Below are 16,646 nucleotides of genomic sequence, written 5' to 3' on the forward strand. Positions count from 1 at the left end.
TGCGGGGGAGATGTCCGGCCCATTCGACAAGCTCAGGACAGAGGGGGGTGCGAAGGAGCGAAAACATCCTCACCCCCGCATCATCAGCTCGACGACGTCGGCGCGGTGCAGCGCGCCGGCGGTGCGGCCCTCGCCGTCCTCGACGCGCAGCAGCTCGGCGCCGGCGGAAAAGCGCGGCGCGGCCTCGGCAACCGTCGCGCGGACCGGCACGGCGGCGCCGTTCAGGCCGGCCGGCGCCGGCTTCATGATCGAACCGACCTTGACCACCTTTGCCTTCGGCACGGCCCGGGTGAATTCGGCGACATAGGGCGTGGCAGGGTTGAGCACGAGGTCCTCCGGCGTGCCGGCCTGGACGATGGCGCCATCCTTCATGATGGCGATACGGTCGGCCAGCCGGATCGCCTCGTCGAAATCATGGGTGATGAAGACGATCGTCTTCTTGAGCACCGCCTGCAGCCGCAAGAACTCGTCCTGCATCTCGCGGCGGATCAGCGGGTCGAGCGCCGAGAACGGCTCGTCGAGGAACCACAGCTCTGGCTCCACCGCCAGCGAGCGGGCAATGCCGACGCGCTGCTGCTGGCCGCCGGAGAGCTCGCGCGGGAAGAAGCTTTCCTTGCCGGCGAGCCCGACCAACTCGATCATCTTCTTCGCCCGCGCCTCCCGGGCCGGTCGCTCGAGGCCCTGCACCTCCAGCGGGAAGGCGACGTTGGCAAGCACGCTGAGATGCGGCAGAAGGGCGAAATTCTGGAACACCATGCCCATCTGGTGGCGCCGGATCTCGATCATGCGCTTTTCGCCGGCGGCGAGCAGGTTCTCGCCGTTGAACAGGATTTCGCCCGCGGTCGGCTCGACCAGCCGCGACAGGCAGCGCACCAGCGTCGACTTGCCCGACCCGGACAGCCCCATGATGACGAAAATCTCGCCCTCGTTGACCGCGAGATCGACGGCGCGGACGGCGGCGATCAGCTTGGCCGCGGCGATCTCCTCAGGTGTCGCCGATGTCCTGCCGCCGGCAAAAAACTCCACGGCCCCGGAGCCGAACAGCTTCCAGACGTTGCGGCAGACGAGCTTGGGTTGATTCTTGCTCATTGGTAGGAGCGCCGGCGTTCCTTCGCACCCCCCTCTGGCCTTCCGGCCATCTCCCCCGCAAGGGGGGAGATTGGCAGTTGCATCCTAGGCGCTCCTTCTGCCTCCTCGGTGATTGGCAGGCACCAGGCGGCCGGCTGATCTCCCCCCTTGCGGGGGAGATGGCCGGAAGGCCAGAGGGGGGTGCGAAGGATCACGGCTTCTGCCACGCTAGCGACCGAACCTCGATCTGACGGACAACCACCCTACTTCTTGATCCACTCCGACCAGCGCGGCTCGTTCTTGCCCATCCACTCGGCCACGACGTGGCTCACCTTCTTGCCGTTGAGGTCGACCTCGGTGATCATGGCGCCCATCTCGTCATTGTCGATGGAGAAGGCCTTGATCACCTTGTAGGCGCCGGGCCATTTTTCCTTCACGCCGGCCCAGCCGACCTTCCAGATCTCGCCATGCGGCTTGCCGCAGTCATAGGCCATGTCGGGATTGGAGCCCCATTTGGGATCGCCGTAGCATTCCTTGGTGTATTCGGGGAACGCCACCCACTCGCCCTTGTATTTGGCCGGCGCCCAGTGCGGCGCGTAGATCCACAGAAGGATCGGCGCCTTGCGCTGATAGGCCGATTCCAGCTCGGCGAAGAGAGCGGCGTCGGTGCCGGCATGCACCACCTCGAAAGGCAGGTCCAGCGCCTCGACACGCTCGTCGTCGAAGCCGCCCCAGGTCACCGGTCCGCCGAGATAGCGGCCTTTCGGCGCGGTCTCGGCGGTGGAGAAGGCCTCGGCGCAAGCCTCGTCCTTCAGGGCCTCCCAATTCGGCAGCCCCGGGCATTTCTCCTTCATGTATTCGGGATACCACCACTCTTCCTTGGCTTTCATGCCGGTCGGGCCGAAAACCTCGGTCTTGCCGGTGGCGGTGGAGGCGTCCATGGCGTCGCGGCCCGTGGTCTCCCACATCTCCATCGCCACATGCAGGTCGCCCGTCTCGAGCCCGGCGAACTGGGCGAGATAGTCGGCCTGCACGTATTCGACGCTGTAGCCCGCCTTCTTCAGCACCTCGCCCATGATCTCGGTGGTGATGAGCTGGCCTGTCCAGTCGTGCAGCGCCAGCTTGATCGGATCGGTGGATTCCTGGCCGGCCGACGGTCCGGCGGAGGCGAGGAAGGCGGTCGCGCAAAGCGCAAGGGCGCTTGCCGCCCACCTGGTCATGCGTATGTCGTGAGGCATCTGAAGTCTCCTGCTCACCCTCTGGCTTGTTCTTTTTGATGCGGAGGCGCGAAATCGCGGCTTTCAGCGAGATGCCGGCGCCGTCCTGCGCAGCACTTTCCGTCACGGCATGTCGGATTGTCAATGAAGCGCTGTGGCTTTTTCTGCCGTTTTGCCCGGATTGCTCCGTGCATCATCGACAGGTGAGGAAAATACGGTCACGGCCTTCCAGGCTGGTTGTCTGTCCCACAGGAGTTGCAAATCGGCTCCGCCTGCGCTCCAATGAGCTGGGGAGGAAAATGCACGGCTGCGCGGCCGTAACGGTCGAGCGGGTGCCTCGGTGAGGCCGGTGCGAAAGGATAGGGGTGCATTGCGACCCGTTTCGCCCTATAAGATGGAACTGTGATTTGCGACGCTGCCGACGAGCGGCGACGGTGTCTTGTCGGGCTTGCGCTTGTACTGTCGAGATTTTGACAAACTCGACAGGCATTTGCGGCGGGTCGAAGGGGAGGTTCCCTGTGGTCAACAACCGGACGGCTCACACGTGAACGAAACCGACACCATAGACGCGATTGTCGAAGCCCTGCGCTCCGACCCCACCTTCGGCGATGCATTCGCCCAACCTAAGGCCGCAGCCGGCGATTCAGCCGGCCGGGCCGTCGGCACCGAACAGCCGGACGCCCGACCGGTGCCGCCAGCCCAAGCGGCAGCCGCGGCGCCGAGCGCGCTGGAGATGCTCCGATCGACCCTGTCCGAGCGCAGGCCGGCACCGCAGCCGGCGCCGCCGGTCGTGGCGGCGACGCCTCAACCGGCGCCGCCTGCCGACAGAACCGTTGCGGCGCCCGCCATCGCGACGGATGCGCGGTCGCTGCAATCGCTGCAGAAGCCGCTTTTCGGCCTGGCCACGCCCACGCTGCCGGAGCCGAGCCGGGGCACGGCGTCTCCCGCCGTTGCACCCGTGGCCGCAAATATCCGCCCCGCCGCGCCCGTGACGGCGGCGCTTTCGGCCTCAACCGCCGTCAGGCCGGTAACGCCCATGCCGGCAAAGCCGCTGCCGGGGCTTTCGCCCGTGCCGGCGGCAAGCCTGCCAGCCGCCCGTCCGGTCACGGCTCCCCCGCCATCTCCTCCCATCGCCGGCGGTCCCGCTCCTGCGCCCAGGCCCGTGACGCAGGCGCCGCCCATCCCGGCCGCTCCGCGCGCCGATGCGGCCGCGCCGAATGCCGGCACGGCTGGCAGTCCGGCGCCGTCCCCGCAGGCGGCCAGGCCGGCGATGCCGGTGGCCAAGCTGGAAGTGGTGGCCCGCAACGACAGTGCTCCGGCGCCGAGGCCGGTCGCTCCGAGCAGCCCGGCTCAACAGTCGGAGAAGCGCGAGGCCGCGCCGGCTCCGTCCACCGCCGTTCGTCCCTCGGGGGATGCGATTTCCAAGCCGGCCGAGGCGAAACCATCGCAGGCGCAAGACGGCGCGCCGGCGAAAGCCGCCGAGGCTGCCGGCCCCGTTCGGGCCGTCGCGCCGGACAGCGCGCCGGCGCAGAAGGTTGAACCCGCCAAGCCGCAGCAGGCGCCGGCCGCAGTCACGCCTGCCCCGCCGAGGCTGCAGGTGGTCAAGCCGGCTGACGCCGCCGCGCCGGCCGAAGTGAAGCCTACCCCGCCCGGCAACGATGGCAAGGCGGCAACGGCAGCGCCGGCTGTGGTGCCGGCCAAGGCGGCAGCCGCCGCACCGGCCGCCGAAGCCAAGCCTGCCGCCCCCGTAGCGCCGGAAAATCCGGTGGAGACGAAGTTCAAGGGTGCGGAAGCCGCATGGCGGCGGGCCGGAAACGATGCCGCCCGTGTGCTGTCGGCCAGGAGCGACGGGGACTCGGCAGACCCGACCGATCGTCTGGCGCAGGAGAACCTCGAAGCCGCTCTGATCAAAGCCGAAGAAGGCTGGAAAAAGGCCGAGATCCATCAGGCGGCCGCGGAAAGGGCGCTGGAGGCGGCTGGAGCCAAGCCGGCACCCCAGGCGCAGGCGCGAATGGTGGCCGCGCGAAAGAAGACGGAACTCGCCTTCAAGAAGGCCGGTATGGATATGATGCCGGCGCCGGTGGTTGCGAAAGCGCCGGCTGTCGGGAAAGCACCCGTCGCGCCCAAGCCCGTCACTCCGGCGGAGGCGCCGCCGCTTCAACCCGCGCTCGACAAGCTGTTGCCGGTCGCCGGGTCGAAGAAGGCCAGGCGCAGCCTGAGCCCCACCCGTCTGTCCTTCCTGCTCGCGGTGATCCTGCCTGTCTTCCTGGTCGGTCTCTACTATCTTTTCATGTCGTCCGATCAGTACCGTTCCGAGATGCGTTTCGCCGTGCGCGGCACCGAAACGTCGTCGCTCGAGAATCTGGGGCTCAACGCTCTGACCGGCTCCACCACGCAGGCGGCGGACGCCTATATCGTCATCGACTACATCCACTCCAAGCAGGTGCTGCTCGACATCCAGCAGAAGCTCGGAATCGATGTGCGAAAGTTCTTTGCCAGGCCGGAGATCGACTTCGCCTATCGCATCGATCCGAACATGCCTCTGGAGGAGTTCATAAAATACTGGCGGTGGATGGTCGATGCCAGCTACAACTCGACCACGGCCATCACCACGTTTCAGGTTACGGCTTTCAACGGCGACGACGCTGCCGAGATCGCCCAGGCCGTGCTCAAAGTGTCCGACGAGTTGGTCAATGAGCTGTCCACCAAGGCTCGCCTCAAGCTGATCTCGAATGCCCAGGCGGAGGTGACGCGGACTGAAGATCGTCTCGTCCTGGCGCGGCAGGCGGTCGCCGTGTTCCGCGATCGCGAGCAGACAGCGAACCCGACCATGATCGCGGAATCGGACCAGGCTATCCTGCAGGGCATCGAAAAGACGATCATCGAACTCAAGTCGCGGCGGGCATCGCTGCTGTCGTCGGTCGATTCGAACTCACCGTCGGTGCGCGTGCTCGACCGCCAAATCGCCTCCTACACGGCGGAACTGGAGGAGAAGCGCCGCGGCATCGGTTCCGGAGGGCAGGGGACCGGCGATCGCACGCTGACGACGCAGTTGACGGAATACAACGCGCTGTCCCTGGAACAGGAGTTCGCCGAGAAGGCCTACACCACCGCGCTCGCTTCCCTGGAGACCTCGCAGGCGGAAGCCCGCAAGCAGGATCGCTATTTCGCCATCGCGGTGGAGCCGAACGTCCCGGAGGTCGCACTGTATCCGTTGCGGCTGGTCAACACGTTCATCTGCCTCTGCATCCTGTCGATCGTCTGGCTGATCGGCTACCTGATCGTGCAGGCGGTCCGCGATCATACGGTGTAGACGAGAGCGACATCGATGCGGGCCGGCTGCGACGGCCCGCATCGCATCGCTGGAATATCGAGTACCGGCACGCTGAAGCCATGATCCATCTTGAAAACGTCTGCAAATCCTATCCGGCCCGGATGGGCCGCAAATCCGTCATCAACGATGTCTCCATCGATTTCGTGCCGGGTCGAAACACCGCGATCATGGGCGGCAACGGTGCGGGGAAATCGACCCTGATGCGGCTGATCTCCGGAGCGGAGGTCCCCGACAGCGGCAAGGTCGAGCGCAGGGCCTCGGTCTCCTGGCCGCTCGGCTTCAGGGGCGGCCTGCACGGCTCGCTGACGGGCCGTGAGAACCTGGCCTTCATCGCGCGCATCTACGGCCGCAACTATCCCGACCTGCTCGATTTCGTCGAGGATTTCGCCGAGATCGGGAACTACATGCAGCAGCCGGTGCGCACCTATTCCAGCGGCATGAAGGCACGCCTGTCCTTCGGCGTGTCGATGGCGATCCAGTTCGACTACTATCTGATCGACGAAGTGATCGCCGTCGGCGACGTCTCCTTCAAGCGCAAATGCAAGATCGTGCTGTCGGACAGGCTGAAGGACTCCACGGTCCTGCTGATATCCCACAGCACCTCCATCATGAAGGAATTCTGCCAGCACGGCGTCGTCATGGAGAATGGCAGGCTGCTGGAGTTCGGTTCGCTCAACAAGGCGATCAAATACTACGAGGCCTCACAGGGCGGCGCCTGAGCCGAAATTGCCCGCGTCGTCGACCGCCGCTCGCCGTCGTTGCCGGGCTTATCGACCTGCGCGCAGCCAGGCGAGCGGCGAAAGGAACAGCCGCTCGATGCGCGCGCCCAGCCGCAGCGCCTTGTGGGAGGGCGAGATGGCGCCATCGCCGCTCTCGCGCCACCTGACGAGGCTGTCCACCGCCTGCTCCGGCGTTATGAAGCGCCCGCTGGTCCGGCTGACATAGGTCGGATAGAGGATCAGGCAGCCGGCCACCAGTTCGTCGAGGCAAAGCCGCCGGGTGCGCCGCTCGACCGGCACGACATCGCTGGTCAGTCCCCACCCGGAATAGAAAGGCTGCCCGTAGCAGGTGACGCTCCTGCCGCGGATCAGCGCCTCGAATCCGGTCAGCGAGGTCAGAAGGTGCACCTCGTCGACATGGTCGAGCATCTGCACGACCGAGCCGTTCATGACGATTTCGTCGCATTCCTGCGCGGCGCGGGCCTCGTCCTCGCCCTCGGCGCGCAGTCCGGCGACGACGTCGGGATGCGGCTTGTAGACGATATGGGCCTCCGGCCGGTCCTTCCGGACGGCCCGCAGCAGGTCGATATTACGGCGGATTTCGGGCGCGCCGAAGCGGATCGAGGCGTCGCTCTCGACCTGCCCGGGTACCAGGATGACGGGCCCCCGCGTGTCGGGACGCTTCCAGGGCTGGGCATCGAGATTGTACTTGCTGAGCCGTTCGGCGACGAGCCGTTCGCGCAGCGCCCTTGCCCGGCTCAGCAGAGCGGGGTCGAAATCCGTCGACATCAGGATGTTCTCCAGCGCCGACGGCCTGCTGGAATCATAGTAGATGCCGACCGGGTCCAGGGCCAACGACAGCGATCGGCGCAACTCCGCCCCGAGGCCGACGGAGCGGAGAAAACCGTCCTCAACCCGGATCAGCGTCGCGTCGTCGGGAACAGAGGCATCAGGGACGTTCCCCCAGATTGCGACTGTGGCGCCACTCGGGATCTTGTGGCGGCGTTTCGGAAAATCGAGGCGGGTGCCCGCCATGAAGTCCCGAATCATCGGCCGCTTCCATGCCGAGAACCCTGCTGCATGGAGTGTTTCGGGAAAGCGCGAGCGCATTTTTCGCTGTTGCGCCAGGTGCTCGATGACGGCTTCGACTTCGCACCGCTTGCCGCTCTCTGGATCTATGTAGCGCGGATACGAGACCAGCGAGGCGTGTACAAGTTGCTCCAAGCTCGCCTTGCCGCGGCGGTCGGGCGACGGGATCGTGTCGACAGTAAGGCCCCAACCGGCGTAAAACGGCATTCCGAAGCAGCGGACCGGCTTTCCCCAGATCAAGGCTTCGAAGCCCACCTGCGACGTGACCGTGTAGACGGTTTCGGCCCTTTCGATCAGGCCCGCTGGATGGCAGTCGGCTGCGAGAACCTCAAGCCGAGGAAGCTGTTTGATCGACCTCAGGTTGAAATGCCCCCGCTTCGTGCCGGCCCAAACGTCGGGATGGGTTTTCACGAGTATCGTGCTGTCCGGATTTTCGCGGATTGCCGCCTCAAGCATGCGCTCAAAGCTGGAGGCGTCGGCCAGGCCGAACTGGATGGAATGGTCGTTAAAGGTCTGATCTATGACAAGAACGAAACGTTGCGGCAGGATGCCATCATAGTCGCGCGCCTTGTTGTATTTGGAAACGCGTCCATCGCGCCATGCGTTCATGATCCGCTTGGCCCGTTCGGTTTGGGCTGGGGACAGTGGCGTTGCGATCAGTCTTTCGAGCGTGGAGGGCGCGGTCGCGTCATAGTAGATACCGATCTCGTCGACTACGATGGACAGCGGCGAATCCTCGCTTCCAGACCCGACCGAGCGCAGGAATCCGTCCTCGAGTGCCACAAACGGCAGGCCAAACTTCCCGGCGATCTGCTGCGCCCTTTTCGACGTAGGCTTCTTCCCCCATCCAGCAAGCTGGTCGCAACTCCCGACGTCATCGCGCCAGAAGGAACTTATCCGGCGCTTGAGATAAACCGTGTCCGCGTCAAGAAATTCCGAGATTCGCTCGACTTTCGTCAGCCCACGAGAGGTCAGCCCGATTGTACGACGCGGGTGACCGCTGACCAATCCGGGCATAGCAGCGGCGGGCTCGTCCTGGACCTGTCCCGCGCGAGGGCTGGGGGCCGACTCACCCGCCGAATCCGGCAACATCGATACGCGCGAATGCATAAGCCGGCTCAATTTCTCCTACTGCGCGGCCTGCAGGTTGGGCGCGGCAGAACTGGCGTCAGTCGCAAGGATTTCCTCCGCCAGCAGTTCGATGTTGCGGTCCCCTTCCGCCAGATAACGCTCGATGTCCTCGCGAAACCACCAGGGCGGAAGCAACCTTTTGTTGGTGATCTGCCTAGCATGATAGCGATAGTCCCGTGCGACACCATCGCCGCTCATGAAGCTGAGCCACGCTGCCGCTCGTCCCTTCAAGTCCGGCGCGACGATTGCCTTCTCCTCAAAACGCAGCAGTCGCCTGAAATGGTCTCGGCTTTGCGGCACCGCATGGCCTATCGGATGGTCGATCGGTGCAAAGTGTCCACTTAGCACGCACGGTATGTCGAGCACGCCGAGTTCGACGGCGCTGGTCCCGTTGTAGACGACGCCGAGATCGATCAGGCCGACGAGATCGTGGACATCGAACCAGCGATGGCCGAGCAGGATGACATTGTCCGGAAGGTCGCAGTCTATGAGATCGGGAAAGTGCTCGGTCATGAACAGACCTATCTCATTGCGGATCTCATGGGGATGCGGCTTGATCAGAAGCAGCGTGTTGCTGTCGCGTACCGACTCGATCGCGTGGTTCAGCCAGTCCTTCATGTTTGCATGCGCCGGACCGCCGTCGAATGGAACGGAGGAATCGCAGACGACCTTGCCGAACAGGCAGGCGACCTTGCCTCCGCGCTGGCGCCACTCAAGGATTCGGTTGACGCATGCCGTGGCCTCCGGCAGTCGTTCCGACAATCCCGCCGTCGCGCGCCGCGCACGGATTATTTCCTGCACGGCCTGGAGCAGTTCGCCGCCACGTGCCTGGTTTTTCTGGTAGAACGCTTCGAATTCACCGGGTTCGGGAGCGCTGGCGGTGCGCAGGGTCTGATGACGGGTCATGTTGCGCAGTGCCATTCTCGTCGAAACGGGTTCGTTGAAGTTGGCAAAATAGTTCTGGTATCCATTGGTCGCGTGGATGCAGAAATAATCGTCCGGACTACCGAACTCCTCCAGGTAGAACCGCACCATCGCCTCAGGTAGCCGGGCCTGCTGCAGCACGAGGAAACCGCAACGTGCGCCGTCGGAGACGAGAGTGTCCCTGATCTCTGACAGCAGGATGGCATGGATCTTGGTCCAGTGGACAAGCCGGTCCAGGAAAGGTTTGAGTGCAGGGCAGGTGAAGACGGCGTGATAGCGCCTTCGGTTGATTGCCGCTTCCTCCCACAATATGTGATCCAGGCTGATCGCATTCCAACGTAGGCGACCCTGTTCGACGTCCGCCTCGAATCCCGAAATGTCGGGGAACGTCTCGGCGACGCGGGGATCGAAGCGTCCGTCTGCCGTAAGACATCCTAGAAAGCGGTCGATCTTGGCGTTGCCGGTCGGCTCCAGCGGCAGCACCCCCTTGGTCAGCGGGACGATCGCCCATCCGTGTCGTTTCATCTCCATGAGCACGACCAGCGGATACTGTCGCATCTGTGAAACGTTGCGCGGCGCGAGAAAGATCACGCCGCGTGGTTCGGATGGCTGGGGAAAGGCGGCAAAATATTCGGCGGTTTCGGCGGCGAACTGCAGCTCTCCGGCGCGGCGGATCTGCGACCAGCTGAAATTGGGATCGATCGATCCTGGGTGCCGCAACGCCTCTTCATGGATGGCGCGCACCAGTTCGGCCGCACGTGCGAACTGTCCCTCTTGTTGGAGGACATGCGCATATTGCAAGCTCGCTTTGCTGAGCTTGAGCCGCTCCGGCAGACGGTCGAAGAGGGCATGGGCCAGATCGTAGCGCCGGACATGCCGCGTCCAGATGAAATATTCCCGTATGTCCGATACGGCCTGAGGGGCTCGGCGCGCCTTCGCGACAAGCGCGATCGTTGTCCCGATATAAGCATCGGTCTTGTCGTCCACGAGCGCATTGCAGGCGGACCACAGCGCAGTTACGGCGGCAGGTTTCCCGGCAAGATAAAGCAAGGAGCGTTCCAGCCGTTCAACATCCGCTTCCAACTGCAATTGCCTGGCGATCCGCAACGCCTCGGCAAGCTGACGTGCGTTTGCGCGCATTGCGCTCGAACCTGCCCGGCTATCGATATAGGAGAATTCGGCCAATCGCTCCCATCGCGGCCTGAGTTCTTCGAAAGAGGCTCGCGCGGCATCATAGGCGGCGCGATAGCTGACGATGGGACGCCGGGCTTCGCGCATCATGTCCCGCACGACCTTGAACTTGGCGAATATCCCGTCCGCATCGTCGAAATCGCGTTTGCAGGCTTCCAGGTAGCGCTCGTGCTGGCGGCCCTGAATCAATTGCTCGGAAAAAACGAGCATCTGCTCGGGATCGGGAGACTGTCCGTCGGGATAAGCATCGCTCGTGGAAGCTCTGTTGTGCGCCGCCGCGAATGGAGCGAGACCGTCATACCTCACCCATTCGGGCGTGCCGATGCTGCCGTCGGACCAAGTCGCCTCGTCACGCGATATCCAATCAACGACACGCCAGGCACTCTCAAGCCTCTTGTAGCGGCGGTCGATCCGTTCAGTGAGGATGCCTGACGCCGTCGCTTCCTGACATCGCCGGATCGCCGCCGTGACCAGATCATGGGCGTTGGAGAGATCGCCGCCTTTCGCCAGCGAGGCGCTCCGCAGATAGATCAGAAACGGGCTATCGGGATGTTTGTCGAGCGCTTTTCCCGCGGCCAGGGCGAGTTCGTTCCTGCCTTCGTCCGTAGACAGCAGCTCACGAACTCTGCGTGCTGCGGAAAGGGGTGCGGCGCGGCTGAAGCGCTCGAACTCGGCCATCGCCTCCAGCAATTGCGGCAAAGCGTCGTGGTGAGCGCCCTGACGGCTACGCAGCGTCATCAGGCCGGCCTGGTAGAGCTTTTGGGTTCTCCGTAGCCCGAGCGCCTTCAGGCCAAAACCGACGGTCGCTTCGGTTTTCGGGCGCGCATTGGCAAACTCAGCCAAGCTCTGCACGATGCGCTCGTGCGAGGCGGTCCAGGCGCCATAGAGTTCCAAGGCGTAGTGCTCGATGCCGAGTTCGGTCAATAGCCGATCGCGGCCGGCGACAAAACGGTAGCGCCAATCATGCCGAAGCCTGCCACGTTTCGGCTTCGCATTAACAACCGTCATGAAACGCTCCACTCCCGCGACCGAATTTCGTGGGTAGCACGATATTTTTCGGCTAGCCGGCCACTTTCGCAGGGCGGACAAGCGATAGCAATCGGGTCACGATCAACGCCTTCATTCATTTACCGCAACCTCGCCCGGACCGTTCCGGTCATGCCACTCTGCCGATCCTGCGCTCCAGCGAGAGTGCTTAGTCATATCCCTCCGAAAGTCAAACGATGCAATCATCTGCGTTCACCAGCCGGACATGAAGTGACATGGTCATCCTGGACACGGTTTCACCCATATTTGCATGCTACGTGGACCTTGACTGCCCGATTATACGCAGACTATGACAGCCACGCTGCCGCTCGACGACTTCCGAGGGCTGCGCCGCCAACTTTCGATGACCTCTGGCGTTCGCCTGCAGGCAGGAGATAGTGTTCCCGGTGAGAATTGCTGTCACTCGAGCATCCGGTCGCGGCGGCTGGCGAATCGCGCGGACAAGGACGATCGTCTCGCCCGCTTGGTGGACGGTGCCTGCGTGAGCGGCGAGCCGTCGGTCATCTTCCGCTGCGACGTGAGCCCGAAGATCGGCATCGGGCATCTCATGCGCTCGCGTACCTTCGCCGCGGAACTCCGGCGCGCCGGCCAGCGCTGCGTCATGGTCGGCCCGTCCGTCGATTATCGCTCCGACGTCGACGCCGCGCTGTTCGATGCCTGGATCCCGGTGCCTGAATGGGAATCCGGGGAGAGCGACGCGGAGACTTTCGTCTCCCTGGCGCGTGCCCATGGCGCGCGGCGCGCGGTGATCGACGACTACCGCGCCGACGAGACCTTCCAGGAGGTGCTGCGGGACGCGGGCCTCGTCTGGATGCAGCATTTCGATTCCAGCAAGCCGTACCGCTTCTGGGCCGACATGATCGTGCACGGCAGCCCCTCCGAGACGGCCGAGCGCTGGCGCCCCTGTCTGCTCAACCCCGAGACCGAGATGCTGTTCGGTCCGGCCTATGCGGTGCTCAGGTCGGAGTTTCCGCCGCCGCATCTGCGGCCGAACGGGCGCGCAGTCGACAGGGTCCTGGTGTCGTTCGGCGGCGGCAACGATCAGGGCGCGGTCCTGCTGACGCTCGAGGCGCTGCTGGGGCGGACCGCCGACACGGTTCGCCTTGCCGTCATGTCGGGGTCACGAAACCCCAACAATCAGGCGATACAGGCATGGATCGACCGGAATGCCGGGAATCGCGTGACGCTGCATGTCGAGCCGAAGGACATTGCGGGGCTGTTCGCAAGCTGCGATCTTGCGGTGCTGGGCGGCGGCATCAGCATCTATGAGGCGGCTTCCTGCGGCCTGCCGATGCTGGTGATGGCGCTCGCCGACAACCAGCTTCGCCAATGCGACGCCTGGGAAAAGCTGGGCGCCGCGGTGTTTCTGGGACCGCGTGCCGAAGTCACCACCGGCCTGCTGGCGGATCGGGCGCTCGAACTCATCGCCGACCGCGAGCGTCGCGCTTCCATGTCGGCGGCCGGCCGTGATGCGGTGGACGGCCGCGGTGCGAGCCGGCTTGCCGAGCATTTGCTGAGGGAAAGACGGAAATGAAGAACGGCACTGCCATCGTGCTCGGCGCCAATGCGGGCCAGGCCGACCTGATCCGCTATCTCAAGGAGCGCGACTGGACCGTCACGGCGGTGTCCGGGCGGCAGGTCGGCGACCCCGGCGAGACGCTCGCCGACGATTTCGAGAAGCTCGACATCCGCGACATCGACGCCGTCTGCGGGCTGGCGCGCGCGCGCCAGGCGGAAATAATCTACTCGATCTCCTCCGACGTGGCGATCACCGCCGCGACCGAGGCGTCCGAAAAGCTCGGCCTGCCGCATTTCTTCGACAGCGGCCTGGTCGACGTCTTCAACAAGAAGCCGCTGCTGCGCGAGTTCCTGAACAGCCGCGGCCTCAGCCCCGTGGCCTTCGCGGAAGTGGCTTCAGCCGACGAGGCGCGCGGCTGGAACGTGTTTCCCTGCGTGGTCAAGCCGACCGACGCGCAAGGCCAGCGCGGCGTCACCAAGGTCCTGGAGAAAGGCGATCTCGCCGCGGCGGTGGACGAGGCGATCGCCGCCTGCAAGGAACCGCGCCGCGCCATACTGGAAGCCTTCCTCGAAGGTGTCGAGATTTCCTGCAACGTGCTGGTCAGCGACGGCGAGCTCGTGGTCTCCGAGCTGTCGGAGCGCCTGGTCCACACCGGTCCGAATTTCGGCATCCCGGTCGGCCACCTGATCCCGATCGTCAACGTCCCGGAACACCATGTGAAGGCCGCGGCCAAGCTGGTCGAGGAGGTCACGCGCGCGCTTCGAATCGAGAACGGCACGCTCTACTATCAGATGATCGTCACGCCGGACGGTCCGCGCATCGTCGAGATCGCGCCGCGTCTGGACGGCTGCCATGTGTGGCGGCTGATCAAGGCGGCGCGCGGTATCGACTTCCTCGACGGAGCGGTGCGGCGGCTTCTCGGAGAATCCGTACCGAGGCAGCAGGGACGCGAGGAGCCCGGCGCCGTCTACGAGCTGATGTTCCAGCAGATGCCGCCCGGGCAGGCGTTCGACAAAAGCCGGTTCCCGGTGCCGGCGGACGCGCTCTACCATGAATACCGCTACGCGGACGGACAGCAGGTGGTGCCGGTCAACGGCCGGCTCGAAGTGGTTGGATATTACGTGCGGAAGCGCTGAAGAGGCTGCTTCGGCCAGCTGAAGCATGTCGATCCCGCGGTTCTCGGATCGCGACATCGCGCGAATTGAGGAGGCGACCATGAAAATTGTGGTGACGGGCGCATCCGGCTTCATCGGCCGCTATCTGGTGGAGACGCTGCTGCAAGCCGGCCATGACGTTGTCGCGCTCGGGCGCGGGGGACCGTCTCGCGCCGCAGAAGACAGCCGGCTCACGATTCGCGCGACTGACTATTCCGAGGAGGACCTGAAGGCCCGGCTCGACGGCGCGGCGGCAGTGGTGCACCTCGCCGGCCGGCGCATGACCCGGGAGGACGATCCGAACCTGCTGGCGCCGTTCGTAGAGCCGAACGTGCTCGCGGTGGAGCGGCTGATGCGCGCCGCCAGGGCGGCCGCGGTTCCGAGCGTCATGCTTGCGTCGACCATCGCCGTCTATTCGGCGGGCAACGAGGTGCCTTTCCGCGAGACCGAGGTGCCGCAGCCGCTCAACGCCTACGGCCTGTCGAAGCTGATGGGCGAGCAGGTCGCCAATCTCCATGCGCGCGACGGCAAGCCGCGGCTTACCAGCCTGCGCTTCGCCGCCGTATACGGTCATGGCGAGAAGGGCACGCCGGCGCTGATGCGCTTCGTCAACGAGGCGCGCGACAAGCGCACGCTGACGCTGCAGGGCAACCGGCTGGTGAGCGTCGACCAGCTCTATGTGCGCGACGCCGTCGGCGCGATCCTAGCGGCGCTCGACGAGCGCAACCCCGGCGGCACCTTCAACATAGGCTGTGGCGAGGCTTACACGGTCGCCGAAATGGCCGAGACCGTGAATGCGGTGTTCGGCAATGCCGGCAACCTCGACCTCGGCACCTCGCACGAGGCACCGGCGCGCAAGCTGCGCGTGGACATTGCGCATGCTGGCGCGGTCCTTGGCTGGCGGCCGCGCTACAACCTTGCCCAGGGATTGGCCGATTTCCTTGCCACATGGGATAAAGCCTGAAATGGGTGACGCCGATCCGGAACGGGCGGCCGGTCGGCGCCAGCACCTTGGAAAGACTCCACAGCCCCCGAGAGACAAAGCTCATGGTCCGTCTGAAACAGATCCTTTTCGCTGGCACCGAGCGGGCCAACGACCCGTCGCCCTTCATCATCGCGGAGATGTCCGGTAATCATAACGCCTCGCTCGACAAGGCGCTGGCAATCGTCGATGCCGCCGCGGCATCCGGCGCCGATGCGTTGAAGCTGCAGACCTACACGCCCGACACGATGACGCTCGACGTCAAGGAGGGCGAGTTCGTCATCACCAATCCGTCCTCGCTGTGGGCCGGCCGCGACCTCTACAATCTCTACAAGGAGGCGCATACGCCCTGGGAATGGCACAAGCCGATCTTCGACCGCGCCAAAAGCCACGGCATGCTGGCCTTCAGCTCGGCCTTCGACGATACCTCGGTCGACTTCCTCGAGACGCTCGACGTGCCGGCCTACAAGGTGGCCTCGTTCGAGTGCGTCGACATTCCGCTGATCCGCAAGGTCGCCTCGACCGGCAAGCCGATGATCATCTCGACCGGCATGGCCACCATCGCCGAGATCGACGACGCGGTGACGGCGGCGCGCGAGGCCGGCTGCAAGCACCTCGTCCTGCTCAAATGCACCAGCTCCTATCCGGCCTCGCCGGAGAACTCGAACCTGCTGACCATCCCGCATCTGGCGAAGCTGTTCGACTGCGAGGCGGGCCTCTCCGACCACACCCTCGGCATCGGCGCGGCGGTCGCCGCGACGGCGCTGGGCGCCGGCGTGATCGAGAAGCACTTCATCATGGCGCGCTCCGAAGGCGGCGTCGATTCGGCCTTCTCGCTCGAGCCGCACGAGTTCAAGAGCCTGGTCGACGAGGTGAAGACGGCGCAGGCGGCGCTGGGCTCGATCTTCTACGGGGCGACGGAGTCCGAGCAGAAGGGACGCACCCGCAGGCGCTCCCTCTATGTGACCAGGGACATAGAGGCGGGCGGCGAGATGACGGCCGACAACATCCGCAGCATCAGGCCGGGCCTCGGCCTGCCGCCGAAATTCTATGATGCGCTGATCGGCCGGCGTGTCAGCAAGGCGGTCAAGAAGGGCACGCCGGTGAGCTGGGATCTTCTGGGGTAAGCGCCCCGCTCCAGGTCGATGAGCGGCGGGTCACTGCCGCTCATTAGCCGGCTGCCTGTGGTCGGGCGGACTCCGCCGTCGTCTCGGTTGACGACCGCGCATCCACCAGGCCCCCCGAGCGGAGACGCAAAAAAAAGGGCCGCC

Annotated in this window: 10 protein-coding genes; 6 read left to right on the forward strand and 4 right to left on the reverse strand. The window is 64.9% G+C overall.

Translation table 11 applies throughout. From position 1 onward, the window contains the following. Positions 1-69 precede the first annotated feature (69 nt). The gene (locus AC5JDC_RS16930) at positions 70-1,089 is read right to left on the reverse strand and encodes a quaternary amine ABC transporter ATP-binding protein (RefSeq protein ID WP_495842955.1); all 1,020 of its coding nucleotides are present in this window, start codon (positions 1,087-1,089) and stop codon (positions 70-72) included. Between the two features lie 242 nt (positions 1,090-1,331). Further along, entirely contained in the window at positions 1,332-2,306 is a 975-nt protein-coding gene (locus AC5JDC_RS16935; protein ID WP_495842957.1) for an ABC transporter substrate-binding protein, read from the reverse strand. A gap of 418 nt (positions 2,307-2,724) precedes the next feature. Here AC5JDC_RS16935 and AC5JDC_RS16940 point away from each other — a divergent pair, with 418 nt between their 5' ends. Then, on the forward strand, positions 2,725-5,598 hold the full coding sequence (locus AC5JDC_RS16940; RefSeq protein WP_495842958.1) for a KpsE/RkpR family capsule polysaccharide export protein: 2,874 nt from the start codon (positions 2,725-2,727) through the stop codon (positions 5,596-5,598). Between the two features lie 80 nt (positions 5,599-5,678). Further along, entirely contained in the window at positions 5,679-6,338 is a 660-nt protein-coding gene (locus AC5JDC_RS16945) for an ABC transporter ATP-binding protein (RefSeq protein WP_106775346.1), read from the forward strand. Between the two features lie 48 nt (positions 6,339-6,386). On the opposite strand, the gene AC5JDC_RS16950 is transcribed toward AC5JDC_RS16945, so the two are convergent. Continuing rightward, positions 6,387-8,537: a capsule polysaccharide biogenesis protein gene (locus AC5JDC_RS16950; protein ID WP_495842960.1), complete on the reverse strand. Its 2,151-nt coding sequence runs from the start codon at positions 8,535-8,537 to the stop codon at positions 6,387-6,389. An 18-nt stretch (positions 8,538-8,555) separates the two neighbouring features. Then, a complete protein-coding gene (locus AC5JDC_RS16955; protein ID WP_495842962.1) occupies positions 8,556-11,681 on the reverse strand; it encodes a hypothetical protein in 3,126 nt (1,041 codons plus the stop codon). Positions 11,682-12,201: 520 nt separating this feature from the next. On the opposite strand from AC5JDC_RS16955, the gene AC5JDC_RS16960 reads away from it, so the two are divergent. The 4 genes from AC5JDC_RS16960 (at position 12,202) to pseI (ending at position 16,502) form a co-directional block, all read left to right on the forward strand. Then, positions 12,202-13,254 carry a PseG/SpsG family protein gene (locus AC5JDC_RS16960; protein ID WP_495842963.1) on the forward strand — a complete coding sequence of 351 codons (1,053 nt, stop codon included), beginning with the start codon at positions 12,202-12,204 and terminating at the stop codon, positions 13,252-13,254. After that, entirely contained in the window at positions 13,251-14,375 is a 1,125-nt protein-coding gene (locus tag AC5JDC_RS16965) for an ATP-grasp domain-containing protein (RefSeq protein ID WP_495842965.1), read from the forward strand. The genes AC5JDC_RS16960 and AC5JDC_RS16965 overlap by 4 nt, the downstream gene beginning before the upstream one ends. A 79-nt stretch (positions 14,376-14,454) precedes the next feature. Further along, complete coding sequence (locus AC5JDC_RS16970) at positions 14,455-15,357, forward strand: NAD-dependent epimerase/dehydratase family protein (protein ID WP_495842968.1); 903 nt, start codon at positions 14,455-14,457, stop codon at positions 15,355-15,357. Positions 15,358-15,440: 83 nt separating this feature from the next. Next, positions 15,441-16,502 carry a pseudaminic acid synthase gene (pseI, locus tag AC5JDC_RS16975; RefSeq protein ID WP_495842969.1) on the forward strand — a complete coding sequence of 354 codons (1,062 nt, stop codon included), beginning with the start codon at positions 15,441-15,443 and terminating at the stop codon, positions 16,500-16,502. Positions 16,503-16,646 lie beyond the last annotated feature (144 nt).

The sequence above is a fragment of the Kumtagia sp. genome (assembly GCF_059502445.1).